A 26,999-nucleotide genomic window follows, 5' to 3' on the forward strand; every position below is an offset into this window, starting at 1 on the left:
AGAGCGGTAATTTTTAATATATTTAAACATAGTATTCAATTACTATATATTTAAAAAAGAATAATTTTGAAACCAAGAATTTTAATAGTAGAAGATAACGAGCAGAATATGTACATGTTATCTTTTTTACTTACAAATAATAATTATAAAGTTTTTCAAGCTTTTAATGGTACCGAAGGATTACAACTAGCAGAAGATAAAAATCCAGAAATTATTTTAATGGATATACAATTGCCAGACATGGACGGCTATCACGTATGTAAAAAAATTAGAGCAAATAAACATCACCAAAATTCAATTATAATCGCAGTAACATCTTACGCTATGGGAGGCGATAGAGAAAGAGCTATAAGATCTGGAGCAAATGGCTATATAGAAAAACCAATAAACCCAGAAACATTTATACAACAAATGGAAACAATCTACAATGAACAAAGACCATAAAAAAAACATACTACTAGTAGATGATTCTTTTGAAAACAGATACTTACTAAAACTAATATTAGAAGATTTTGGGTTTAACATTCTTGAAGCTAACGATGGTCAAGAAGGATTAATTATGCTAAAAAAGAATACGGTAGACTTGATCGTATCAGATATTTTAATGCCAGTTATGGACGGTTATATTTTTTGTAAAGCTTGCAAAAAAGAAAAACAATTTAAAAATATACCTTTTATATTTTACACATCTACTTATACAGAAAAGGTAGATGAAGAACTAGCAATAAAAATTGGCGCTAGTTATTTTTTACGCAAACCCTCAGACCAAGAAAAACTTATAATAGCAATAAAATCACTAATAAATCAAGAGGATGCTAATCTTGAAGTAGCAAATGATGATGTAGAGGAAGAGGAACTTGTAACAGAAAAAGAAGTTTTAAAGTTTTTTAGTAAAAGGCTAATAAACAAATTAGAACAAAAAAATATAGATTTAAAAAAAGAAGTATTAGAAAAAGAAAAAATTCAAAAACAATTAGAGCATGAAAATGAAGTTTTAGAATTATTATCAATAAATACATCTTTAAAAAAAGTTTTTAATAGGCTATTACTTAATTACGAAGCAGTAAACCCAGATAGTTTTGGCTCATTAAGTATATTAGAAGACGATGGTATACACCTTAAAGTTATTGCATCTCCATCGATGCCAAAAGATTTTACAGAAGCTATAAAAAGAATAGAAATAGGTGAAAACGTTGGTTCTTGTGGTACATCGGCTTTTAGAAAAGAACCAGTAATAGTTTCTAATATTTCAAAAGATAGACTCTGGAAAGATTATAAACACATTGCTGCTAAAGACGGTTTAGTATCATGCTGGTCTATACCTATTCTTTCTAAAAAAAAGCAAGTACTTGGTACTTTCGCAATATATTCTAAATCAATAAACACGCCATCTTTAGACAACATTCGTGAGCTTAATTTTGCAGTTAACTTAGCTAAAATAGCAATAGAGAAATTTAAAATTAGCAACGAGATAAAAAAGAAAGACGATTACTATCACGATCTTATAGATAGAGCAAACGATGCCATATTATCTTATACTTCAAGTGGAGAAATAGAAGGCTTTAATAAAGCCACTTATAAAAATTTAGGGTATACTAAAAAAGAATTTGCAAAATTACAAATACACGACATAGTTGTTGGAGAAGTATTTAAAAATAAAGAGATAAATAATAAACTAAAAAAAGGTTTACCTGTTTTAGTAATTAAAAAAGTAAAGCATAAAAGCGGTGAAATTTTAGAAGCAGAGGTATCTGCTAAAAAGCAAGATAATAATATTATAGTCGCTGTAGCTAGAGATATTACAGAGCGTCAAAAAAACTTAAAAGAATTACAAAAAGAAAAAGAATTTTCGTCAAGTCTTCTTGATACTATGAAAGAAGGTTTGTATGTAATAGATACACACTCTGAAATTATAAGAGTAAACCCATCTTTTTGCGAAATGACAGGATTTACAGAGCAAGAATTAATGGGCGTAAAACGACCATATCCATTTTCTCCACCAGAATTAGCAAAAGATAACAATAAACGTTATAAGCTATTAACAGAAAATAAAAACAAAACAGATTACGAAAACCTATACATGCGTAAAAATGGAGAGCGATTTCCTGTGCAGGTAATAGTATCTCGAATAGATGATGAAAACGGTAATAAAATTGCCAATTTTGCTACCGTACAAGATATAACACAGCGTAAAGCAACAGAAAATAAATTAAAAGAAAACATTGTAAGGTCTAACCAAAGAAAAAACACAATAATAGAGTTGGCAAATTTAATAGGAGAAGACTTTACATCATCACTAAAGCATATTGCATTTACATCTGCTAAAGCCTTAGATGTTGCACTAGTTACTATATGGGAATATAAAAATAGTGGAACCCAATTGTATAGTAAAGTACATTACAATACGTTAGAAAATAGTTTTGAAACAGGAAGCTTAACAATAACTCAAGAAGAATTTCCAGATTACTTTAATGCCTTTAAGCATAGAACAAGTTTAAGTATTCCAGATGTTTTAACTAACCCAATAACAAAAGCATTTTCTGAAAAGTTTTTTCTAATTAATAAAATGATGTCTCGTATAGATATTGTAATATATGGGAGGCAAAGCAATTTTGGTATAATAAGTTTTGAATGTATTCGGGAAAATAGAGTGTTTTCTGCAGAAGAAGAAAGCTTTGCTACTTCTATAGCAAACATTGTTTCATTAATGGTGGAAAGTAACAAAAGAACACTTGCCGAAAACAAAATAGCACTTACAAACCAAAAGCTTTTAGAAGCAAATAAAACATTAAGTAAGTTACAAAGCCAATTAAAACAAGAAAACGTTTATTTAAGAAACGAGTTAGATCTTGTATTTAATTTTGAAGAAATGGTTTATGGCAGCGTCGAGTTTAGTAATGTTTTAACAGAGGTTGAAACGGTCGCTAAAACAGACGCAACAGTATTATTATTAGGAGAGTCTGGTACAGGCAAAGAATTACTTGCTAGAGCAGTACACAATATAAGTGATCGTAGTAATAAACCCTTAATAAAAGTTAATTGCTCTGCAATACCTAGAGAACTAATAGAAAGTGAATTATTTGGACATAAAAAAGGATCTTTTACAGGAGCATTTAGTGATAAAATTGGAAAATTTGAATTAGCTCATGAAGGCACTTTATTTTTAGATGAAATAGGTGAACTTCCTCTAGATATGCAGCCAAAAATTTTAAGATTTTTACAAGAAGGAGAAATAGAGGTTGTTGGTGGAACAAGCATAAAAAAATTAGATGTAAGAGTTATTGCAGCAACAAACAGAAACCTTGAAGAAGAAATAAAGAAAAAACAATTTAGAGAAGATTTATATTTTAGGTTAAATGTATTTCCAATAAAAGTACCACCTTTAAGAGAGAGAAAAGACGATATACCATTATTAGTAGAACATTTTGTAGATAAATTTAATAAGGCTTATAACAAAAATATAAAGTTTATAGCAGATGATGCTATGCAAAAACTTAAAAGTTATAATTGGCCTGGAAATATAAGGGAACTAGAAAATTTAATAGAGCGAGCTTCAATACTATCTACAAGTGAAACCTTAGTGATTCCTGGATTTGAAACAACTACACAAAAATCTCAATCAATTTCAAATATAGACACATCATTAGATACAGCACAACGCAACCATATTCTTCAAATATTAAATCAATGTAATTGGAAAATTAGTGGAGCACAAAGTGCATCCGAGTTATTAAAATTAAAACCTAGTACGCTTCGAGATAAAATGAAAAAATTAGGCATAGAAAAGCCTATAAGAAAGTAACGGTATACCGTTAATAGTATTATTTTCTAATTTTTAAAGGCACGAAATACCGTGCTTTTTTTTTGTATTATAACTATAAATAAATTTAATAATTACCAAAACCCTTATAATATAAGCACTTCTTGTAGGTTTTAAAAAAAGTGGCACATCGATTGTTTTACATTTTGTAAACCAAATCGCTATGAGAAACGAACTACAATTTGACGGTATAATATTTTGGGTTGAAAACAACATCATTTATACTAACCTAAACTCTAAATTTTTTGAAAGCTATCAAAAAAAAGATGTGGAAGATATTTTTTATAACTCTATATCTTTTCTGTCTAACGGAAATTACTTACCTATTTTAATACAATTAGATCACGTAAACACCTACAATACGTTATCTCTTTTTAAAACTATTTCTACAAGTAAAACTATTAAAAATTTAGTGCTTTCTAGAATATTTTTAGTCAACTCTTTGGGTAAAAAAGCGTTACTATCTCTATATAATATTCTAGATAATCAAATTGTACCTAACAAGGTCTATACAGACTATAATATGGCTGTAAGATATTGTAATAATGACTATTTATTTTTTAATAATGTAAGCTAATAATGAATGTTATGAGTAAGATGATTGGATTTGCCAATGCAACATTCTGGACAGACGAGACAGAAATTCTTTATTGTGAATTTAATAATAAAGATGCAACAGCAAAATTAGAAATAGAAACTGTAAAATCTTATATAGATGCTATATGTACAATATGCAATGGAAACCCAATGCCGTTTTTAATAAATTTAAACGAAGCAAAAGGTACATTTAATATAGCAGCAGCAAAATTTGTAGCTAATAATAAAGATTTGAAGAAAGTAAGAATATGTGAATCTTACTTAATAAATACCATTGGAGTAAAACTATTAATAGGTTTTTATAAAAGATTATACGACCCTATAACACCTTTTAAAGTGTTTAATGATATAGCATCTGCAAAAAACTTTTGTTTACAAACTAAATTTAACCACTATGAAAGCTGCTAAATATAATTTACCATATACAGAAGATAAAAGAATAATAGATATAGTTGGAGAGCATTCAATTTTTACTGTTGTAGACAAATTTGGTAGAGTAGAGTATGCGAACTCTAATTTTTGTACCACTTTAGGCATTAATTTAAAAGAAGTTTTAGGCGAACCTTTAAAAATTTTAGAATCTCCATTGCATAGTGGCCTATTATACAAAAACCTTTGGAAGTCTATAAAAGCTAAAGAAAAATGGAATGGTGTTTTACAAGCAAAAAATATTAATGATGTTAATATTTGGTTAGATACTACAATTATACCAATAGAGAAAGAACACAAGTTGGTGTATTTGATTGTATTTAAAGATGTTACAGAAATACATCAAAAAAATATTGTACTATTAAATGAGCAAAAAAGTAAAAAAGTATTTTTAAAAAGTATTCCTTTCCATGTTTTTTCAATAACTAAATACGGTAAAATTTTAAAAGTAAATAAACAATTTCTTGATACAGAGGCAAGAAATGTAGTAGGCACTTATATTTACGATTATATAAGTTTTAGTTGTTATGATATATTTAAAACAAATATTTATACAGCATTTAAAAATAAAAAAACCAAACATTTTAAATTTTACGATTTCGATTTTAAAGGAGCAAAATCGTATTACAGAGCTGTAATTTCTCCCAATTTTAATGAGATTGGAGAAGTTGTGTCTTTAACACTTTGTGTAAATGACGTAACAGATTTTATAGAGATTGATAAAAAAGAGCAAGAGCGAGAAGCAAAGTATAGATTAATTTATAAGTCTATAGATGTAGGTATTATTGTTGTTGCTAATAGCGCTGGAAAAATTAAAGAATGGAACAAAGGCGCAGAACTCGCTTTTGGTTATAAAGAAAAAGAAATATTAGGTAGGCCTTTTGCAATACTTACAACCGAAAAAAATAGAGAACGCAATATTAAGGAGTTATTAACTGCTGTAGAAAAACTAGAAGACAATAAAAATGTAGATATTATAGAACTACAATGCTTAAGAAAAAACGGAGAAGAATTTCCAGTTGAATTTACATTAAGCAGTCTTACTATTAACGGTAAAACATCTTACTGCGCTATGATGTTAGATATCTCTAAAAGAAAGACCTTAGAAAATAAACTTCAAGAAAAAACAGAAGATTTAGAATCTTTTTTATACCGTTCTGCACATGATTTGAGAGCTCCTTTTGCCTCGGCACAAGGATTATTAAACTTATTAAAAGAAGAAAAAGATATAAATAAAGCTCAAGAAATTGTAAAAATGTTAGATACTACTATTAATAATGGTAAACTTCTTTCTAATAAACTACTTGAAGCCTCTGTAATTTCTGCAAAAAAACACGAATACAGAAGAATAGATTTTTCTAAAATAATTAGAAACGTTTTAATAAAATTAAGAAACGCATCAAACATTGAAAATATAGATTTTAGTATTGATGTAGATGTGCCTAAAAACTATAAAACAAAACCAGAATTAATAATTTCACTATTTAGAAGTTTAATTCAAAATGCTATACAATTTTCCAGACCTATAGAAAATGGGTATGTACCTAAAATTGAAGTAGTAGTAAAAAAAGTAAAAAAACATATTGTTATCGAAATTAATGATAATGGTATTGGAATTGAAAAGAAAAATATTTCAAAAATTTTTAATCTTTATTATAAGTCAAATAATGATAATTGTTCAGGAAGTGGTTTAGGCCTTTACATTGTTAAAAGTATAGTTGAAGGTTTAGAAGGAGATATAAAAGTAAAAAGTAGTGTTGCCGAGAATAGTGGTACTAGCTTTAAAATAAAATTACCATATTCAAACAAATAATTTTTTTAGTTATGACTTTAAATTTCATGCTTATAGATGATAATAAAATAGATTTATTTATTAATCAAAAAATAATAGAAAAGGAGGCAGCACAATCTAGTATTAAAAGTTTTTCTAGTGGAAGTTCTGCATTAAATTATTTAAAAGAATTTGAGCAAAGTAATAGTATTACAAACTTAAACAAGCCAGATGTTATATTGTTAGATATAAATATGCCAGAAATGGATGGGTTTCAGTTTTTGTTAAAGTACAATATGCTTAAAATTAAAAACAAAAGCTCGATCAAAATCTATATGGTTTCATCATCTGTAAATTTTAATGATGTAGAACGTGTAGAAAATAATAAAAACTGTGCTGGTTTTATAAGTAAACCACTTACAAAAGAAACTATTAAAAATGTTTTAGAGCAGTTTCAGGTTTATGAAAAATAATTGAATATTATTACTTTTCTATAGAAAAACTAAATACACTACCTTGGTTTAATGTTGAGGTTACATTAATTTTTCCGTTTTGGCTTTTTATTAATTTTTTTACAGAAGCTAAACCAATACCTGTGCCTAATTCGCCTTTTTTATCTTTGTTTCCAAGTGTAGTAAATAAATCGAAAATAGTTTCTAGTTTATCTTCTGGGATACCGCGACCATTATCTTTTACTTCAAAATAATAATAGTTATAATCTTCTTTTAAGCTTATAGAAATTTCAATATTATCTTTATCATTATACTTAACAGCATTAGTAATTAAATTTACGAATATTTGTTGTAACGCAGATTTATTAACTTTTATAAGCTTTATGTGATGTGTAAATGAAAAGTTTATATTGTTATTTGGTATAGCAATGCGTTTAGTATCTAAAATAAAATGTTCAAAATCAATAATTTCTTTGTCAAGTTTTATTAATTCATCGTTTTTATAATATTTTAAAATGCCATCTATATAATTTCTTAATGAGGTTGATGAGTTTTTTAGGTATGATAAATAGGTTAAAGATTCTTCGTTTAACTTATCTTTATTTTCTTCTTCTAATAACTCGGTTAACGATACAATATTTGCAAGTGGTGATTTTAAATCATGAGAAACAATACTAGCAAACTTATTAAGTTCCTTATTTCTCCTTTCTAAATTAGTTTTAATTTCTTCTAACTTTTTATTGTGCAAACGTTGTTCTAACAAGTTTACAACTTGTTTAGACAGTGTAATAAGTGCTTTTTTTTGCGCTTCGTTTAATGTTCTTGGTTTATGATCGTAAACACATAAGGTACCAAGTTTATAGCCATCTGGATTAATTAACGGCACTCCAGCATAAAAAATTGCTTGATATTTTTCTATTAATGGATTGTTACAAAAACGCTCATCTTTTCTAGCGTCTTCAACAATCATAATATCGTCTTCGCAGTGTATTGCATGCCCGCAGTACGAAATATCTCGTGAGGTTTCTTTATAAGGAAAGCCACAATTAGATTTTATAAAATTTCTGTTTTTATCTAAAAAAGTAATTAAAGATATGGGTGCTTTTGTAATGTAGCATGTAAGCTCAGTTATACTATCGTAACTATCTTCGGCTAGTGTATCAACTATAGAGTAGCTATCTACAGCTTTTTGCCTATCAACTTCATTGTTTGGTAATCTCGCTTCAATCATATAATGTAGGTCATTAATGTAAAATTTTAACATTAATAGTCGTTTAAATACTCATTTACTGGACTAAATACGTAAAATTTTTTCGCAAGGTTTTATTTTTCATTCAAATTTTATCCCAATTTTTTCATAAAATATATCTGAAAAGGTATTTATTTTTTGATCTGCAAGTGAATAGTCTTGGTTTTTGGAGTTTTTACTATCATAGCCAACGCAATAAATTCCAGCTGCTTTAGCTGCTTTAATACCGTTTGTAGAGTCTTCTATTACTAAGCACTCGTGTTTATCACTTTCTGCCAATTTAGCTGCTTTTTCAAAGATTTCTGGATGCGGTTTTGATGCTTTTAAATCTGCGCCACTAATTTTTGCTTTAAAATATTGATTTAAATTAAACCGATTAAATACATTATTTATAGTAAACATGGAAGCTGATGAGGCTAAAACTAATGTTAAACCATTAGTGTGGTAGTTTTTAATTAACTCTAAAACTCCATCTAATAATTGTAAACTAGGGTCGTTGTGAAATAAACTTGTAAAGCTTTCTCTTTTATTTTGTACAAGCTCTTCTGGTTGTGCTTTTAAATTAAAATGTGTGCATAATTTTTTACATACATTTATTGTGGATTGTCCTGTTAGTGAATTATAATGCTCTGTTGTAACGTTGATGTTGTAATTTTCAAACATCATGTAATAGGCTTTTTTATGAAGTGGCTCTGTATCTACAATTACGCCATCCATATCAAATAAAACTGCTTTTAACATTTATTTTAATTTTTCTAAACTGGTATAGTAAAATAAAAATTAGTCCCAAAGCCTTCTTTAGATTCTAACCAAATTTTACCTCCATGAGATTCTACAATTTTTTTACAATGTGCTAATCCAATACCTGTGCCTTCATATTTTTCGCGAGAATGTAAGCGTTGAAATATTGAAAAAACACGTTCTTTATGTTTTTCTGGTATACCAATGCCATTATCTGCTACACAAAATGCCCAATATTGTTTATCTTCAATAGTTACTTTATTGGCATTTATATTAATAATAGGAGCAACGTTTGGTTTGGTAAATTTAATACCATTATTAATAAGATTTTGAAATAATAATCGTATTTCTATTGGTACAGCATTTATAACAGGAAGCGTATCTATTACTATTGTTGCATTTGTACGTTTAAATACATTTTGTAAATCACTTTTTAAAATATTTATAATACTGTTACAATCTACTTTACTGTATGTTTTGCTTTTTCCTAGTTTAGAGTATGCTAAAATTGCATCTATTAATTTTGTCATTCTATCACTAGTTTGTTTTACAAATTGTAAACTTAACTGCCCATCTTTATCAAATTGAGTACCATAATCTTCTACCAGAATATCTATTAAGCTTGAAATTGTAATTAAAGGTTCTTTTAAATCATGACTTGCAATGTATGCAAACTGTTCTAACTCATCGTTTTTGGCTTCTAGTAATAATGATTGTTTAATAATGGCTTGATTTTTTTCTTCTAGAGCTATAGCACTTTTTTGTTTTATTTTATATGTTCTAAATAATAAAAAGGCACCAAGTGCAGCTAGTAATAATAGACCAATTAATAAGTAATTTATTTTTTTTTGGTTATAAATTTTAGTGTTTTTATTTTCTATTATTTCTCTGTTTTTTTCTATTTCTAAGGCTTGATTTTTTAAATCTTTTTTTTGAGCATTTAATTTTTGCTCACTAATTTTAATTTCTTTTTCTTGTTGTTTTAAAACTTCAATTTGCGATAATATAGTCTCTTCTAATTCTTTTTCAAGATTTAGTTTATCTTTTAATTCTTGTTGTTGTAAATTATTTTGTTGTGATAATTTATCTAATAACTTTTTTCTTTTATTTGATTCTAGAGCTGCTAAGTTTAATGAGTCTCGCTGTGCGTTTATTGTTTTTTTGTTACTTTCTAAAGATTTTTTTGAAGCTATAATTACATCTTCTTTTGCAGCTTCATTTTTTTTGCTTTCTTCTAAAGATTTTTCTGTTGTCTTGTAGAGCTTCTTCCATTTTTCAGAAGAACTTATGCTGTATTTTTTTAATGATGGCTTTGCTAATAAATTTTCTTTATTAATGTTGTTGGTATTAATTTCATATTCAAAAGTATTGCCAACATTTACCATATTAATCATTGTAGATTTATATTTAAAATCTTCACTTATTAATAATATATTTTTATTTTTAATTTTGTTTAAAATATAATTGGCATCAAAATTACTTTTGTTGTTTACGTATAATAAATCTATTCCTTTAATATCTTTAACAGATTTAAAATTAACAACTTTAACGATTTTATTTTTAATTTTTCTTTTTAATGATAACGACTTTAAATCTATTAAAGCTCTATCTGTGCCTAATACACCAATATTAAATTCAGATTTAGCACTTTGATTAGGCCATGTTACTTGCTCTGCAAAATTGAATATAAAAATTGCTCTTTGTACACGTTTTACTTGTTCGCTATTAGAACTTTGAGTATTTCCTAAAAAAGGAATAAAAAGTAAGAATACACTAAGGCATAAAAAGTATAATGGATTGTGTTTTTTATTTAAGCCTATCATTTATAATTTTATAAGAGCGCGTAAAAAATAATTTGCTCCATTTACTCCAAATTGTTGTACACGTCTACTATAAACAAAATTACCGTTACCTATGTTTGCAGAGTGTGTGTGTTTATCTGGATATATGTTAAAGATATTATTACCGCCTAAAGTTAATTTTACATTTTTGTTTATCTGGTAAGATAAATGTAGGTCTGTAATTAGTTTAGATGAAAAGGTTTGATCTCTACTTTCTACTTGACCAGTTATATTATTTACAACCCAGTTATTTTGGTCTCCATCATTTGGGTGTATAAATTCTACTTCTCCAAAATATGTGTTGTTAAGTTGAATTTTAAATTTATTGATTTTGTATGCTAACAAGGAGCTTAATTTAAAATTTGGTTGTGCTTTTTCAACTCTAGCAATCTCTTCTCTATTAAATAAAATATCTTCTTGTCCGTTTAAAGATTCTGGAACATTAATAGGTCCAACAACTTTAGTTCGTGTAAAATTAGCTTGAAAAGAAGCATCTAATGTACCGTTAGAAATTGGTGTTCTATAATTTAACGCAGTATCAAAACCGTTTGTTTCAGAATCTATTGCATTGGTAAAAAATTGTGCAGCACCAACATTAAATGGTTGTAAAATAGTTTCGTATCCTTCTGCAAAGCGTCCAGATAGTACAATACGGTTTTTTATTTTTATATGGTAAAAATCAAAAGTATAGGTGAAGTTTTTATTTATTTTTCCGCTAACACCAGCATTAAAGTGTTTAGATAATTCTGGTTTTAATTTTTCAATTTTAAAAGCTTCAAGCGCAACTGCACTTTCGTTATTAAATGTACCAACTTGAACAATTTCACCATTTATAAATTGTGAACTTATATTTTGAAAATATACTTGGTGTAATGATGGTGCTCTAAATCCAGTAGAATATCCTGCTCTAAAACTCATATTATCATTTAATGCATATCTAGATGATAGTTTATAAATTAACTGATCTCCAAAATCGTTATAAGACTCGTATCTGGCAGCTGTTTTAATTAATAATTTTTTGGTTACACTTGTTTCAATATCTACATAAGCAGATGAATTGGTTCTAAATCTACTTAATTCGTTTTCTGGTTGTATTCCTGGAAAAACTTGTGCTGCAGGAATTCTAGGTTGCTCATTACCATCTCCGTCTATATATGTGCTTTCTCCATTTATATATGATGCTTCTTCACCGGCAATTATTTCGTAATTCTCTACTCTAAGTTCTGCACCTAAAGCAATATTTAAGCCTTTTAACCAATCGTAACTTCTAGAAATATCTAAATTAGAAGTACTTTGCTTATATTTAAAACCTCCAGAATAAAATGTTTTTGGTGATGCAATACCTAGTGAAGCATTGTTAGAATTGTTTACTGTATAATCTAAGCTATTTTTACCAATAGAATGGCTAAAATCTAAATTCCATAAATTTTTCACACCTTTAAATCCCATTACAACTGCATCATCCTGGATGTCTGTTAAAATTTCTGGTGAAAAACCATTTGGAAATAACTCTAAAACCACACGGTCTTCATCTTTTGGTAATCTAAAAAAGCCTTTAGCTTTTCCTTCTCTATAATTTCTTCCTCCATGAAAATAAAAACTAGCATTATTAGAAATTGGTAATTCACTATTAATAAAAACCGAAAGGTTTTCGGTTTCTGCACTTCCTATTTCCATTATACGTTTGCCATCGTATCCAGTGGTGTTAAAAAAGTTATTTTCGTTTATTAATTGTTGGTCTTCTTCGGGATCATTAGAATACACAGCGCCAGTGTAATTTCCTGCTCTATTTACAGCGCCTCTATTTCTATATTCTCCACTAACATTTATAAAACCTTCGTTACCAACTTTAAAACCAAAGTTGGTACCCATATATACTGTTTTTCCGTCACCTTCGGTATTAATACCAAATCGACCGTCTATATTAATAATTTCAGTTTGTTGTTTTAGTATTATATTTATTACACCAGCAATGGCATCAGACCCGTATTGAGATGTTGCTCCATCTCTTAAAATTTCAATTCTTTCAATAGCTGCAACAGGTATAGCATTAAAATCTGTACCAACAGTTCCTCGGCCAACAGTTCCGTTTACATTTAATAAAGCACTATTGTGGCGTCTTTTTCCATTAATTAATACTAATAATTGATCTGGGCCTAAACCTCTAAGCGTAGCAGGATCTATATGGTCTGTTCCATCTGCTATAGTTTGATTTGTACTGTGAAAAGATGGTACTAAATAGTGTAATAAATGACTTAATTCTATTTGAGTAGAATTAGTGATTTCTTGAGGAGATATAATATCTACTGCAGCAGTATTTTTTAAGGTTGATTGAGGCTTAACTCTTGAACCTAAAGATATTGGTTCATCTAAAGAAAAACCTGTTTTTAAAATAAAATTTTGCACTAAAGTATCTCCAACTTTAAGATTTATAGCATTAGCCTGAGGCTCATACATAATAAACTCTGCAGATAAAACATAATCACCTTCTTCTAAATTAAACGAATAATCTCCATCTAAATTAGTTGTTGTTTTAATATTTGTGCCTTCTATAGATACATTTGCACCAGGTAACGGACCATACTCATCTGATACATTACCAATAATACTTGCTCTATCTTGAGCTAGAATTGTAAAGGGTAGTAATAAAAGTAAAAGTGCTAAATATAAGTTTTCTATTAATTTTTTATAGGGAGTCAATTGCTATTATCTATTTATTAAATGTCTTTATTCATATTCAATTTTAAAATCAAATTTTGTATTAATTAAATTTAAGAGTATGTCTTGAGATAAAGGTTTGTTTATAAATCCATTTACTCTTTCTATTTTTAGAGAGCGATTGTAATCATCTGGACTATTAGAGGTTGTAAGTATTACAACTTTAATAGATTTTGTAAATTTACAATCTAACTTTATAAATTCGTCTAAAAATTCCCACCCATTCATAGCAGGCATATTTAAATCTAAAAATATAATGTCTGGTTTTTTGTAAATCCCTTTTTTTACATCTTCTAAAAAATCTAAAGCCATTTTGCCACTTGTAACAGTGGTAATCTCTTTAAAATAATCAATTTTACTAACAACTCTTTTATTAAAGAAATTAGTCACTTTATCATCATCAACTAATAACACATTTTTTGTGATAATTTCCATTAGGAGTATAAGAGTTATTATAGTGTATAAATATATTAACAGGCACTAACTTTCTTAATACTAGTTAGTTAAACATTAATTATATCGACAAAATGCATTTTAAAGCGTTTAAAAGCAAAAAATTAAACGTTTTAACGTTTTGTTAATATTTTAAAATTTGTCTAATATAATTTTATTATCAATAGCATTACCCAATAAAGGGTGAAAAAATTAGCAAATATGTGTTTTTTTAATAAAAGGCTTAGTTTATTTTTAAATTCTGTATAATTATGTTTAAAGTGTTTTTATATTAAAATTCTTAAAGCTTCAGGTTTGTATAATGGGTCACTTTCTATTAATAATAAATGACTTAGTTTTGTAGAATACTATTAAAAATTTATATCTATGAAAATTGAACAAATATATACAGGTTGTTTAGCACAAGGAGCATATTATATAGAAAGTGAAGGAGAAGTTGCTATTATAGATCCTTTACGTGAGATTAAAGATTATATAGCAACCGCAAATAAAAATAATGCTAAAATTAAATATATTTTTGAAACACATTTTCATGCAGATTTCGTTTCAGGTCACTTAACATTATCTAAAGCAACAGGAGCACCAATAGTTTATGGTCCAACAGCAAACCCTTCTTTTGATGCTATTATTGCTCAAGATGAACAGGTTTTTAAAATAGGAAATATTACAATTACTGCTTTACATACACCTGGTCATACATTAGAAAGTACAACGTATTTATTAAAAGATGAAAACGGAAAAGACCACGCTATTTTTAGTGGTGATACTTTGTTTTTAGGAGATGTTGGTCGTCCAGATTTAGCACAAAAAGCTGCAGATATGACAATGGAAGATCTTGCAGGAATGTCTTTTGAAAGTCTTCGTAATAAAATTATGCCATTAGCAGACGATGTAACGGTTTATCCAGGTCATGGCGCTGGTTCTGCATGCGGAAAAAATATGATGAAAGAAACCGTAGATACTTTAGGAAACCAAAAGAAAATGAATTATGCTTTGCGTCAAGACATGACTAAAGAAGAGTTTATAAGCGAAGTAACCGATGGTTTAGCACCACCACCAAAATATTTTCCTTTAAACGTAAAACTTAATAAAGAAGGTTATCAAGATATAGATACCATTATAGAAAAAGGAAGCAAAGCATTAACACCAAACGAATTTGAAACTACAGCAAACGAAACCGAAGCTTTAATTCTAGATGTAAGACATCAATCAGATTATGTTAAAGGTCATATACCACGTTCTATATTTATTGGTTTAAAAGGAGGTTTTGCTCCTTGGGTTGGAGCGTTAATAGCAGATATTAATCAACCAATACTTTTAGTTGTAGACGAAGGCAGTGAAGAAGAAGCCATAACAAGGTTATCTCGTGTAGGTTTCGATAATACTTTAGGGTATTTAAAAGGTGGTTTTCAAGCTTGGGAAACTTCAGGAAAAGAAACCGATAGTTTAATCTCTATTTCTGCAGATGAGTTTAAATCTAGATTAGAAAAAAATAATATTCCTGTATTTGATGTTAGAAAAGAAGGTGAATTTATTGCAGGTCATATAGAAAATGCAAATTTCACACCATTAGATAATTTAAATGCTCACTTAGTAGAGTTTCCAGATAATGAACCTTTTTATGTGCATTGTGCTGGTGGTTACCGTTCAGTTATTGCCGCTTCAATACTAAAAAGTAGAGGTATACATAACTTGGTAGATGTTGCTGGAGGTATGGGAGCAATTAAAAAAGCAGGGATTCCAGTTTCAGATTTTGTTTGTCCAACAACATTAAAAAAATAAAATTTTAAAATGAATTTAATTTACAATACTTGGCCATGGTATGTCGCAGGTCCATTAATAGCACTAACTATGTTTTTACTTTTAAAAACAGGAAAGAAATTTGGTATGTCTTCTAATTTAAGAACCATGTGTTCTATTGGTGGTGCAGGTAAGTTAGTTGACTTTTTTAAATTCGATTGGAAAAAACAAACTTGGAATTTGTATGTAGTTTTAGGAGTTATTGTTGGTGGCTTTATAGCATTACAGTTTTTATCTCCTACTGCACCTCAAATTAATAATGATGTTGTTTTACAATTACAAGAATTAGGAATTAGCAGTACAAATACTGCGTTTTTACCTACCGAAATTTTTAGCACAGAGCATTTGTTAACAGTCAAAGGTTTCTCTATTTTGTTAGTTGGAGGTTTTTTAGTTGGCTTTGGTGCACGTTACGCTGGTGGTTGTACATCTGGTCATGCCATTTCGGGATTAAGTAATTTACAATTACCATCGCTAATAGCTGTTATAGGCTTTTTTATTGGAGGCTTAGTAATGGTTCACTTATTATTTCCATTAATTTTTTAAAGTGTATTGTTTTAAAAATTAATAGTTGATTAAAATTAAAAATATAATAGATGAAAAGTTTTTTATCGTTTTTTAGTATAGGTTTATTCTTAGGAATATTATTTATAAAATCGGAAGTTGCTTCTTGGTTTCGTATTTATGAAATGTTTCAATTTAAAAGCTTTCATATGTATGGTATTATTGGTACAGCTATAGTTTTAGGTATTATTCTAACTAAGTATATAAAAATAACTCAAGCGAAAGATTTTAATGGAGACGAAATACTTATTTCACCCAAAGAAAAAGGAATTACTAGATATCTTACCGGTGGAATTATATTTGGGTTAGGTTGGGCATTAGCAGGAGCTTGTCCTGGACCAATGTTTGTGCTTTTAGGAAGTTTATTACCTAGTATATTGGTACTTATTTTAGGAGCGCTTTTAGGAACATTTGTATATGGTATGTTAAGAAGTAAACTACCACATTAGTACTATTGTTTTCTTGTTTTTTATTAAATTATTTGTAAAACCTGTAACTTTTTTCAAGTTTACACGTCATATATACACCAATCAATCATACTGAAGCTTTTCAGTATTAAATCAAAAAACATGCAAAACGATAGACAATTAGTTGTTATAACCCATTTAAGCCAATTACTTACAGTAATTACTGGCTTTGGAGGTTTAATAGTTCCTCTAATTATTTGGGCAACAAAAAAAGACGAAAATTACGAGATAGACAGTCATGGCAAGAAAATTATTAATTTTCAATTAAGCTTAATTGTAAACTGTATTATCTGTATACCTTTAATTTTATTATTTGGATTAGGCATACTTGGCTTTATAATATTAGGACTTTTTTCTATAATATTCCCAATAATAAATGCAATAAAAGCTAGTAATGGAGAAAATCCATCTTATCCCTTATCTTATAATTTTGTTAGTTGAAAAAGTGATTATTAGATAAAGAAAAACGCAACCTCTATAGGTTGCGTTTTTTGTTTAGAAAAAAAAGACAGACCTACAGAAAAAAATAAAACAGAATATGTGATTAAATATTAATTTTGTTTATCAGTCACTATGTCTCGTTTTATTATTTACATATTATTTTTAATAAACATTTGTTTGGTACAAGCGCAAAATCCTGTTTTTGTGCCTATGTCTAATGTTTCTAAACTTCCAGATGTTGAATTTTATGATGTAATAGAAGACCAGAAACATTACATTTGGTTAGCAGCAAATAAAGGTTTATACCGTTACAACGGAAAAAACTACAAACACTTTAGTCATCCTAAACAAAGAGGAAATTCTCTTTTTCAGTTAAAATTTGATGCTAAAAACCGACTTTGGTGCAACAATATTTACGGGCAATTATTTTATGTTGAAAACAGTAGCTTAAAGCTATTTTATGATGCTAGTAAATTGGTAAATGGACAATTAGCAAATTTTGAAATACTAGAAAACAGCATACGTTTATTTACCGTTATTGGCATTTTTGATATTGATAAAAGCACCAAAAAAGTTACCGAAGTGTTTAAAGGCATGTGTATTACTAATGCTAAAGATGGTAACAATAACTACACATTTGTAATCAATTTTGAAGGCGATTTAGAGCGTCATCGATTATACAAATTTGATAGTAATACAGATACAAAAATACTTGAAATCACAAGTAGTAATCGTATACAATCACCAAGAATTTTTGCCTTTAAAAACATTGTTTTTTTTACATATAAGAGTTCTAGTGGAAATCTTATTTATAGAATAGATAAAACCAAAAACACATCAAAAAAAGTAATAACACCTGCTAGATTAAAAAACGAAATTTTTTATAATGTTTTAAATATTGAAAATGAGTATTGGTTTTTAACCAGTTCTGGTGTGTTTGTTTATCGTTTTGAAAATGAAATTTTCACGTTTAAAGAACAACTTTTTAAAACAGAATCTATTACCGATGTTCAAGTAGATTTTAATAATAATTATTGGTTTACAACCTTAGATAATGGTGTATTTGTATCACCAAACTTAAATATTCGTCGTGTTGAATTATCAAATTTAGACTCTAAAATCACAGCGTCTGTTGCGTTACAAAGCAATCAATTTGTTTTAGGAACCAATGATGGTAAATTACTGTTTTACAATCACAATCAGCTAACAAAAACACTGCAATTACCAGGGAAAAAAATCATCGGAAAACTTTTTTTTGATGCGCAAAGCGAAAAACTTATAGTAAGTATTAATGCTTCAGAATCGTTTGTAGTTAATCTAAAAAATGATGAAATTTTAGATGTAAGTAACCAGTTTTCAGTTGCTAAAACATTTTCTAAAATAGATGGTAACACCTTGTTTTATGGTAATTATCGTCAAGGAATTGTATATAAAAATCCGTTTAATTACCCTAAACAACAAATCTTAAAGGAAAGTCGTGTAAAAGCTTCGGTAGTTTCTAATAATCATTTATTTGTATCGTACATCGACGGACTTTACAAATACAATACCCAAACATTTAATGCAGAAGAAATTACCTTCAATTCTAAAAGTTTACTGGTTAATACCCTAACTAAAACTAACGGAACAGTTTGGGTTGCAACCCAACACAACGGATTATTAAAATACGAAAACAATACGCTAAAACCTTCAGGAATAAAGCTTCCTGAAAATCTTCAAATTAATGCCATTAATGCTGATGGTTTAGTGTTATGGATTTCAACTGATGCTGGGTTATTTCAATATCATACAAAAACACATCAGCTTAAATCGTTAAGTGCTCAAGATGGCTTAAATACAGCTGTTAATGATTTTTTAATTCTTCAAAATCAAATTATTGTAAACTTGCCTAAAGCATTTTATACGTTGCCAAAATCGGGTACCTTGTTCAAAGATTTAAAAACTGCCAAGGTTAGGGTAGAAGCTATAAAAATTAACGATCGTGATACTGTAGTTAAAAACAACTATAAATTACCTCATAATTATAATAAAATAGGACTAGCTTTTAATTCTAACGGATTTCAATCTAACCAGCATGTTAATTACCAATATCGTGTAAAAGAAATTGATACAAGCTGGCAAAATGTACCTGTAAACACTCATTTTGTAAACTTTAATAGTTTGTCTAGTGGCACATATACTTTTGAGTTAAAAGCCCAAAATTTAAGTGCTAAACAAGCTGTTTTTGCTACACCAATAACCTTTGTAATTGCTAAACCATTTTGGGAAACCTATTGGTTTTATGGTTTAGTTATAGCAACAATAATAGGTTTAGTTTGGTTATATTTTAGATGGCGATTACAACAAAAAGAAGTACAACGCATTGCCGAAGTTGATAAAATTTTAATAGATAAAAAAATAACCAATTTAAGGTTAGAAAATTTACGTTCGCAAATGAATCCGCATTTTATTTTTAATGCTTTAAATTCCATTCAAGATTATATCATTTCTAATGAAAAGGAATTGGCAAGCTCTTATTTAGTGAAGTTTAGCCGCTTAATTCGCATGTACTTAGACTATAGTCAGCAAAACGAAATTACTTTAGAAGAAGAATTAAATGCGTTAAAACTGTATTTAGAATTAGAAAAAGTGCGTTATGAAGACGAATTGGAATATAAGATTACTATCGATAATCAGTTAAAAACAAAACAGATAAAAGTACCATCGTTATTCATTCAACCGTATGTTGAAAATGCTTTAAAACACGGATTACTACACAAATTAAACGACCGAAAATTACATATTGAAGCGAAAATTATTCAGCAAAACAAACTAGAAATTACGGTTGAAGACAACGGCATTGGTCGAGAACAATCAGAAAAATTAAAACGACCAAACCAACAGCACAAACCGTTTGCTACTAAAGCTAACGAAGAACGTGTGCATCTTTATAAAAACAAATTAAAACGTGATATAGCCATAACAACCAACGATTTGTATGACGAAAACGACGTAGCTACAGGTACAAAAGTGGTCATCACCATGCCAATACATTAAGATATGAAAGCGATAATTATAGACGACGAAAAACGCGCCAGACATTTACTATCCAACTTGCTAACCGAACATTGTGCAAGTATTACTAGCATTGAAGAATCGCAAGATTTAGCATCAGGTGTAGATTTAATTAAAACCAGTAAACCAAACGTTGTATTTTTAGATATTGAAATGCCAAATCAGTCTGGATTAGATATTTTAGAATACTTTCCAAACCAAATCGATTTTAAAATCATTTTCGTTACAGCGTACAACCAATATGCGATTGAAGCTTTCAAACTGTCGGCTGTAGATTATTTGTTAAAACCAGTGGACACAACCGAGTTAAAAGAAGCAGTAGCAAAAGCTGAAGAAGCCATAAGAGCCAACAATTTAAACGACCAACTAAACAAGTTACGCGATTCGTTAAAGCAGCTTTCAATGGACAAAATTGCTTTAGAAATACCTAAAGGTATCCTATTCGCGTCGCACAACGATATTGTGTATTTTGAAGCTGATGGCATGTATACCAACGTACAACTTATGGATGGCAAACAAAAAACCATTTGCAAACCGTTAAAGCATTTTGTTGAGCAATTACAATGCAACGCGATGTTTTTCAAGTGTCATCGTTCGTATTTAATCAACTTAAAATATGTTGATGAATTGGTTAAAGATGATGGCGATTATTTATTAATGAACAATCAAAAACGCATCCCAATTTCAAAATCTAAACGCGATCAGTTTTTAGAAGTAATTAAGGAAACGTTTATGTGATTTATTTGAAATTTCTGAAATTCCTTCAGAAAAAAAATCATCATTTTCAGAAAAAACCAAATTAAGAATAGTGCTTAAGTGCTTTATTTTGAAGTCTATTAAACACAAGTCTTATGAAAAAAATAGTTCTATTATTCGTTTTGGCATTATGCTATAACGTCTCTCATGCTCAATTTGGTAAAATGCTTAAAAAGAAAGCCAAAGCAGCAATAGAGAAGAAGTTAGATAAAAAAGAAAATAGCAATTCATCTTCAAAATCTGAAAACGCTTCAAGTATGGTTGGCAGTTCTTCAACTGAAAATTCATCTAAGACAGAATACACCGATCAAGAATTTAAAGCAGAATTAGCCAAAAAATATCCAAACGACCAGACAAAGCAAGATTTATACTATCAAAAGTATCTTGAAAAAAAGCAACAAGAAGCCAAAGCTAATAAACCAAAACAAGCTAATGCAGTAAGTGATGAGTTTTTATACATGTCGTATCCATTTGCAATGACAAAAGGCATGAGCGCAGTTGGTGTAGATCGTGTAAAGTTAAGACGCCAAATGACAGACATGGGTGATAATGTAGATTTATTACCTGCACAAGATCCAGATTATGCATGGTTACGCTTTTTAACAACACCAGAACTGGTAGCTATGTCACCAGAAGGATATATTGGTTACGAGTTGGTTTCAGGAATGTTTACAACCAAAGTTGGCGCAGACCGATCGCAAACTTTAGAGCTTGGTACAGGTATGCCAATTTTAGTAAGAGGAATGTTAATTGCAGACGATGTGTTCGTCATTTATGCAGCATCGCACCAAGGTGGACACGCATTTAATGTACCATCATATATGCACGAAAACGATATTACTATTTTAAACGTTATTGGTAAAGGCGATCAACAATTTCATGTAGAGTGGTTAGAAAAAGCAAAACCAATTGTAAAAGAGTTTGAAGCCACGTTAAAAGCAAATTATGATGCAGCTGCAAAATCAACCATGGATGCTATAAAAATGCCAAAAGCAGGTAGTATGAATAGTAATACATCATTAGTGAGTTTTGCTAAAGAAAATGTATCTAAAACCATTGCAAAAGATGGTGCAAAACTTCTAAAGTTAAACATAGAATCTAACGATTGGAGTATTGTAAAAAACAAATATACAGGTCGTATTTTATACCGTTGGATTAAAGGTGCATTCACAGAAAAAAATAAAAATAACGACTGCTATTTACAAGGTTTTTTAATCAAGCAACAGTACAATGGTAGCGGTTATGGTAGCTCACAATTTGGTGGTGTTATTCACGGACAAATGCCATACGGACAAAAAATGAATTGCGAATAATTAAAAACGCGCTATTAACCTAAAATTTTTAAAGTCTGCTTATTTAAGCAGGCTTTTTTTATAATATTTAGTGTAAAAATAATCTTTATAAATCATTCAGAAAGAAATTAGAGCTATTCAGAAAAAAGCAAATTGAAAACCTTCAAAAGTGTAGTTATTTTGTTGTTGAATATTAATCTCAATTACAATGAAAAAAACTTTACTCTTATTTTCTTTTTTAATAGCGACTGCATGGTGTAGCATACATGCACAAATAAACATTCCCGATGCTAATTTTAAAGCGTATCTTGTTGGAGATCCAGCTATTAATACAAATGGTGATAGCGAAATTTCTGTTGCAGAAGCGCAAGCCTTTACAGGAACAATATCGGCTACAAGTTTAGGAATTACAGATTTAACAGGAATTGAAGCTTTTGTAAATATAACTACATTAGAAGTATATTCAAATATCCTAACATCGTTAGATGTTAGTAACAATACTAATTTAACCCGATTGCATTGTGCAAACAACCAAATAACAACCATAGATGTTAGTGGTATTCCAACATTAAATCAGATTCATTGTCAAAATAATCAGTTAGTAGAATTAAATTTAGCTAATGGGAATAATGCTAATTTTTCGTACATGAAATCATACGGAAATCCTAATTTAACATGTATTCAGCATGATGCAAGTTTTACGCCACCTTATACTAATGCAGGCCAATATGCTAATGGATGGACAAGAGATGCAAACTCTAGCTATTCTTCTAACTGTAATTATGGACCTGTTTATGTAGATGCCAACGCTTCTGGAGCAAATAACGGAAGTTCTTGGGCTGATGCTTACACAACGATTGATGCTGCATTAGTTGGTGCTACGCCAAATAGTAAAATATGGGTAGCTAAAGGTGTTTATAAGCCAACAACTAAAAACACGCCATTAGAAATAAATGATACAAGTGTTGCTATTTATGGTGGTTTTGATGGTACTGAAACTCAACTGTCAGATAGGGATTTATCTTTAATAAATACAGCTAATGCAACTGTTATTACAGGTGATATGAACGGTGATGATATTGATGGTGATTTTACATCTAATAAATCTGATAATGCCGATAGATTAATATTAGTAGATGCTACTAATATTATTATTGACGGTTTTATTTTAGAAAATATTTACGATACCTCAAGTAATGCTAACAATCAAGATAATGGAGTTATTTATTCAAGATATAGTGGTGCTTCAACTTGGATTGAAAACCTGAGTATAAAAAACTGTAGTTTTAAAAATAACTATAGTAATGACTTTTTAATTAAAGGTTTTGGTTTAAAAGATAACTTCAAACTTTACAACGTTAGTTTTACAAATAATATAAGTACAGGACAAAGTATTATTTTATTACTTACAGATCGTTTTAACAATATTTTTGCAGACTTTTCTAACGTACTATTTGCTGACAACCAAACCAAGTTTTCTGTTATCAATGCATATAGAATTCCTGATGGTTCATTTACAAACTTCAGTGACTTAGATTTAATAATAACTAATTCATCTTTTATTAATAATAATGTAGTAAACGTCAATAATACATCTTTTGGACAGGCTATTATCATGGGATCTGATAATACTAGAGGACACTTAGAGATAAATAACTCTATCTTTTTTGGCAATACGTTAAACGGAGCTTATGCAGATAGAGATATTTCTTATGGTACACAAGGTAATCATTATGAATTAGTAATTAATAATTCTATAACTCAAATAACAAACAATGGAGGCGCATCTGGAGCTTTTGCAGCACCATTATTTACTAATGTTCAAGATTTAGATCCAAATACAGTATCACTTAATTTAAGTGCAGATTATAAACCAACAACAAGTTCCTCTTACGTTTTAGATAATGGAGAAAACACATTTTATAATACTGCTTTATTTGGTGATTTTGATTTATCGGGTAACAATAGAATTTTCAACTCTACAATAGATTTAGGTGCTCATGAATACGTTTCTACATTAAGTGTTGCTGCTGTTTCTTTAAGTAAAAATTCAATAAAATTATATCCTAATCCAGCAATAGACGTTGTAAATATTAAGACTAATCAAACTATTGAAAACGTTTCAGTATTTAATGTAAATGGTCAAAAAGTACTTGAAATAGCTAATCAATCTCAAATTAATATTTCTAATTTACCAACAGGAATGTACTTTTTAAATATAAACACTAACCAATCAAACCAAACAATAAAAATCTTAAAACAGTAATTTTTAAAATGAAAAAATTAAACAAAGTTGTAATCTTATTGTGTCTTGCTTTAGCTGTATTAAATTGTTCTTCAGACGATGATAATAATTCAATTGTAGACAATGCAGTAACAAATAAAATAACTGTAGGCGATTCAGATTTTGAAATGAATACAGCTATTGTTGAACCTACATTAAATAATTCGGTGTTTTTGAGTTTAACAAATAAAACACAAGCACAAATTGAAGCATCTTATAGCGGTACTACACTTAACAATGTAGATTACTTTACGGCTAGAATAAACCATTCAGATTTGACATCTAATGTCACTTATGATTTAACTGAAATATCAAATTTAGAATTTATTGTAGATGGTGACGTTATAAATTCTGAATACGAAAATGGTTTTAGTCAATTTTATAAAAGTGGTAGTGATGAGAATTTAGAGGTTACCCAAGGTAGTATTATGGTAACTAATTATTCTGTAGATAATTTAACTTTAAGCTTTACCTTTTTAAGACATGATGGTACCCAAATTTCTGGAAGTTATAATGGTACGTTTTTGCCTTTAGACGATCTAGAATAAAAATTATAAAAAAAGTGCAACCATTTGGTTGCCCTTTTTTTATAATAATTTGTAATTATTGTTTTATAAAATGATGGTTTGATATGTTAGCTAGAATAACAGTACCATTATCTATAAACTCAACAGAACTTGTAATTTCTGTATCATCACTTAAAGTAATGTATAGCATATTGTTATTAACATGCCACGTTAATTCATTAGCACTAGAAATTATACCTTCATCTGTAATACGTAAATCTGTAATAAGACCACTACCATTATCGTTAGATAATGTTATTTTATATTCAACATTAGGATCAATAAGGTGATCTGCTCTTAGCCATTCTCCAACCAACGCAGTTTCTGTTGCAGATTTAGCTTCTGTTAAATCATCATCACTATTACATGACCATTGTGTCAAGCAAATAAGAACAATTAGTGTTAGTTTAGCTATAAATTTCATATCTGTTTCTAAAATAATTTTATTAAAATGTAAAATTATCTATTTAATAAATGGTAATTATATTATAAATGTACAGTTTTATTTTTTTTTGATTAAAAAAAAAGCAATTCACGGATGAATTGCTTTTTTTATAGTTAAAAAGGTGTTTTTTTTAACTGTTTAACATTACTGGCATTACTAACATAGTAACATGTTCTCCTTCATCAAGACCATCAATTGGTGTTAAAATTCCTGCTCTATTAGGCATGCTCATTTCTAATTGTACATCTGTAGCATTTAAGTTGTTAAGCATCTCTGTTAAAAAACGAGAGTTAAAACCTATTTGCATATCGTCTCCTTGATAATCACAAGTTAAACGTTCTTCAGCTTTGTTAGAGTAATCTATATCTTCTGCAGAAATATTTAATTCTGCACCAGCAATTTTTAAGCGTATTTGGTGTGTAGTTTTATTAGAAAAAATACTAACACGTTTTACAGAGTTTAAAAATTGTGTTCTGTCTATACTTAATTTATTAGGGTTTTCTTTTGGTATTACCGCTTCATAATTAGGGTATTTACCATCAATTAAACGACAAATTAAAATTGTGTTTTCAAAAGTAAATTTAGCATTAGAGTCATTATACTCTATAGTTACATCTTGGTCACTAGAAGATAAAATACCTTTTAATAACGTTAATGGTTTTTTAGGCATAATAAATTCTGCAACTTGAGAAGCAGAAACATCTTCACGAGTGTATTTTACTAGTTTGTGTGCATCTGTAGCTACAAAAGTTAAGTTATCTGTAGAGAATTGAAAAAACACACCACTCATTACTGGTCTTAAATCATCGTTACCAGCAGCAAAAATTGTTTTACTAATTGCTGTTGCTAATATATCTCCAGAAATTGTTGTAGCACTTGGATCTTCAAGAGATACAGCTTTTGGAAACTCAGCACCATCTGCATAAGCTAAAGCATATTTACCATGGTTTGAGCTAATTTCTACCGTATTGTTTTCTTCTACTGTAAAAGTTAATGGCTGCTCTGGAAATGTTTTTAAAGTATCTAATAATAATCTAGCAGGAATTGCTACACTACCTTTACTATCACTTTCTATATCTAATGTTGAAGACATAGTGGTTTCTAAATCACTTGCCGAAACTGTAAGCGCATTGTTATCAATATCGAAAAGAAAATTATCTAAAATAGGTAAGGTGTTTGAGTTGTTTATTACACCTCCTAAAACTTGTAGTTGCTTAAGTAAATAAGTACTTGATACTATAAACTTCATATATGAAATG

The 26,999-nt window shown here is 28.8% G+C and carries 22 protein-coding genes; 15 read left to right on the forward strand and 7 right to left on the reverse strand.

Going from position 1 to position 26,999, the window contains the following annotated elements; genetic code table 11:
- Nucleotides 1-66: 66 nt before the first annotated feature.
- From BM549_RS07305 to BM549_RS07330, 6 genes are all read left to right on the forward strand, one after another.
- Nucleotides 67-444 (forward strand): response regulator, encoded by a 378-nt coding sequence (locus BM549_RS07305; protein WP_290469668.1) that lies wholly within the window; start codon nucleotides 67-69, stop codon nucleotides 442-444.
- On the forward strand, nucleotides 428-3,802 hold the full coding sequence (locus BM549_RS07310) for a sigma 54-interacting transcriptional regulator (protein ID WP_290469669.1): 3,375 nt from the start codon (nucleotides 428-430) through the stop codon (nucleotides 3,800-3,802). Before BM549_RS07305 ends, BM549_RS07310 begins: the two co-directional genes overlap by 17 nt.
- 181 nt (nucleotides 3,803-3,983) lie before the next feature.
- A complete protein-coding gene (locus tag BM549_RS07315) occupies nucleotides 3,984-4,397 on the forward strand; it encodes a hypothetical protein (RefSeq protein WP_290469670.1) in 414 nt (137 codons plus the stop codon).
- An 11-nt stretch (nucleotides 4,398-4,408) separates the two neighbouring features.
- Nucleotides 4,409-4,825: a hypothetical protein gene (locus tag BM549_RS07320; RefSeq protein ID WP_290469671.1), complete on the forward strand. Its 417-nt coding sequence runs from the start codon at nucleotides 4,409-4,411 to the stop codon at nucleotides 4,823-4,825.
- Nucleotides 4,812-6,659, forward strand: coding sequence for a PAS domain S-box protein (locus BM549_RS07325; protein WP_290469672.1), 1,848 nt, complete (start codon nucleotides 4,812-4,814; stop codon nucleotides 6,657-6,659). The genes BM549_RS07320 and BM549_RS07325 overlap by 14 nt, the downstream gene beginning before the upstream one ends.
- A gap of 11 nt (nucleotides 6,660-6,670) precedes the next feature.
- On the forward strand, nucleotides 6,671-7,090 hold the full coding sequence (locus BM549_RS07330) for a response regulator (protein WP_290469673.1): 420 nt from the start codon (nucleotides 6,671-6,673) through the stop codon (nucleotides 7,088-7,090).
- 10 nt (nucleotides 7,091-7,100) lie between these two features.
- On the opposite strand, the gene BM549_RS07335 is transcribed toward BM549_RS07330, so the two are convergent.
- The 5 genes from BM549_RS07335 to BM549_RS07355 form a co-directional block, all read right to left on the reverse strand.
- Nucleotides 7,101-8,333, reverse strand: coding sequence for a GAF domain-containing sensor histidine kinase (locus BM549_RS07335; protein WP_290469674.1), 1,233 nt, complete (start codon nucleotides 8,331-8,333; stop codon nucleotides 7,101-7,103).
- A 66-nt stretch (nucleotides 8,334-8,399) separates the two neighbouring features.
- Nucleotides 8,400-9,059 carry an HAD-IA family hydrolase gene (locus BM549_RS07340; RefSeq protein WP_290469675.1) on the reverse strand — a complete coding sequence of 220 codons (660 nt, stop codon included), beginning with the start codon at nucleotides 9,057-9,059 and terminating at the stop codon, nucleotides 8,400-8,402.
- Nucleotides 9,060-9,073: 14 nt separating this feature from the next.
- On the reverse strand, nucleotides 9,074-10,882 hold the full coding sequence (locus BM549_RS07345; protein WP_290469676.1) for a YfiR/HmsC family protein: 1,809 nt from the start codon (nucleotides 10,880-10,882) through the stop codon (nucleotides 9,074-9,076).
- Nucleotides 10,883-13,600 carry a TonB-dependent receptor gene (locus BM549_RS07350; protein WP_290469677.1) on the reverse strand — a complete coding sequence of 906 codons (2,718 nt, stop codon included), beginning with the start codon at nucleotides 13,598-13,600 and terminating at the stop codon, nucleotides 10,883-10,885. It abuts the gene before it with no gap.
- Between the two features lie 27 nt (nucleotides 13,601-13,627).
- Nucleotides 13,628-14,053 (reverse strand): response regulator, encoded by a 426-nt coding sequence (locus tag BM549_RS07355; RefSeq protein WP_290469678.1) that lies wholly within the window; start codon nucleotides 14,051-14,053, stop codon nucleotides 13,628-13,630.
- 384 nt (nucleotides 14,054-14,437) lie between these two features.
- Here BM549_RS07355 and BM549_RS07360 point away from each other — a divergent pair, with 384 nt between their 5' ends.
- The 9 genes from BM549_RS07360 to BM549_RS07400 all read left to right on the forward strand — a co-directional run bounded on the left by BM549_RS07360 (nucleotide 14,438) and on the right by BM549_RS07400 (nucleotide 25,277).
- Nucleotides 14,438-15,853, forward strand: coding sequence for an MBL fold metallo-hydrolase (locus BM549_RS07360; RefSeq protein WP_290469679.1), 1,416 nt, complete (start codon nucleotides 14,438-14,440; stop codon nucleotides 15,851-15,853).
- A 9-nt stretch (nucleotides 15,854-15,862) separates the two neighbouring features.
- Nucleotides 15,863-16,417 (forward strand): YeeE/YedE thiosulfate transporter family protein, encoded by a 555-nt coding sequence (locus BM549_RS07365; RefSeq protein ID WP_290469680.1) that lies wholly within the window; start codon nucleotides 15,863-15,865, stop codon nucleotides 16,415-16,417.
- A 50-nt stretch (nucleotides 16,418-16,467) separates the two neighbouring features.
- A complete protein-coding gene (locus tag BM549_RS07370) occupies nucleotides 16,468-16,884 on the forward strand; it encodes a DUF6691 family protein (protein WP_290469681.1) in 417 nt (138 codons plus the stop codon).
- 120 nt (nucleotides 16,885-17,004) lie between these two features.
- The gene (locus BM549_RS07375; protein WP_013871417.1) at nucleotides 17,005-17,343 is read left to right on the forward strand and encodes a DUF4870 domain-containing protein; all 339 of its coding nucleotides are present in this window, start codon (nucleotides 17,005-17,007) and stop codon (nucleotides 17,341-17,343) included.
- Nucleotides 17,344-17,475: 132 nt separating this feature from the next.
- Nucleotides 17,476-20,379 carry a histidine kinase gene (locus BM549_RS07380; protein ID WP_290469682.1) on the forward strand — a complete coding sequence of 968 codons (2,904 nt, stop codon included), beginning with the start codon at nucleotides 17,476-17,478 and terminating at the stop codon, nucleotides 20,377-20,379.
- Nucleotides 20,380-20,382: 3 nt separating this feature from the next.
- The gene (locus BM549_RS07385) at nucleotides 20,383-21,135 is read left to right on the forward strand and encodes a LytTR family DNA-binding domain-containing protein (RefSeq protein WP_290469683.1); all 753 of its coding nucleotides are present in this window, start codon (nucleotides 20,383-20,385) and stop codon (nucleotides 21,133-21,135) included.
- 113 nt (nucleotides 21,136-21,248) lie between these two features.
- Nucleotides 21,249-22,466, forward strand: coding sequence for a hypothetical protein (locus BM549_RS07390; RefSeq protein ID WP_290469684.1), 1,218 nt, complete (start codon nucleotides 21,249-21,251; stop codon nucleotides 22,464-22,466).
- A 187-nt stretch (nucleotides 22,467-22,653) separates the two neighbouring features.
- Complete coding sequence (locus BM549_RS07395; protein WP_290469685.1) at nucleotides 22,654-24,711, forward strand: T9SS type A sorting domain-containing protein; 2,058 nt, start codon at nucleotides 22,654-22,656, stop codon at nucleotides 24,709-24,711.
- A gap of 8 nt (nucleotides 24,712-24,719) precedes the next feature.
- A complete protein-coding gene (locus BM549_RS07400; RefSeq protein WP_290469686.1) occupies nucleotides 24,720-25,277 on the forward strand; it encodes a hypothetical protein in 558 nt (185 codons plus the stop codon).
- A gap of 55 nt (nucleotides 25,278-25,332) precedes the next feature.
- Here BM549_RS07400 and BM549_RS07405 read toward each other — a convergent pair whose 3' ends face one another.
- Entirely contained in the window at nucleotides 25,333-25,719 is a 387-nt protein-coding gene (locus tag BM549_RS07405) for a hypothetical protein (RefSeq protein WP_290469687.1), read from the reverse strand.
- Between the two features lie 151 nt (nucleotides 25,720-25,870).
- Nucleotides 25,871-26,989 (reverse strand): DNA polymerase III subunit beta, encoded by a 1,119-nt coding sequence (gene dnaN, locus BM549_RS07410; RefSeq protein WP_290469688.1) that lies wholly within the window; start codon nucleotides 26,987-26,989, stop codon nucleotides 25,871-25,873.
- Nucleotides 26,990-26,999 lie beyond the last annotated feature (10 nt).

The organism is Lacinutrix sp. MedPE-SW (assembly GCF_001874145.1).
GTDB lineage: Bacteria > Bacteroidota > Bacteroidia > Flavobacteriales > Flavobacteriaceae > Lacinutrix.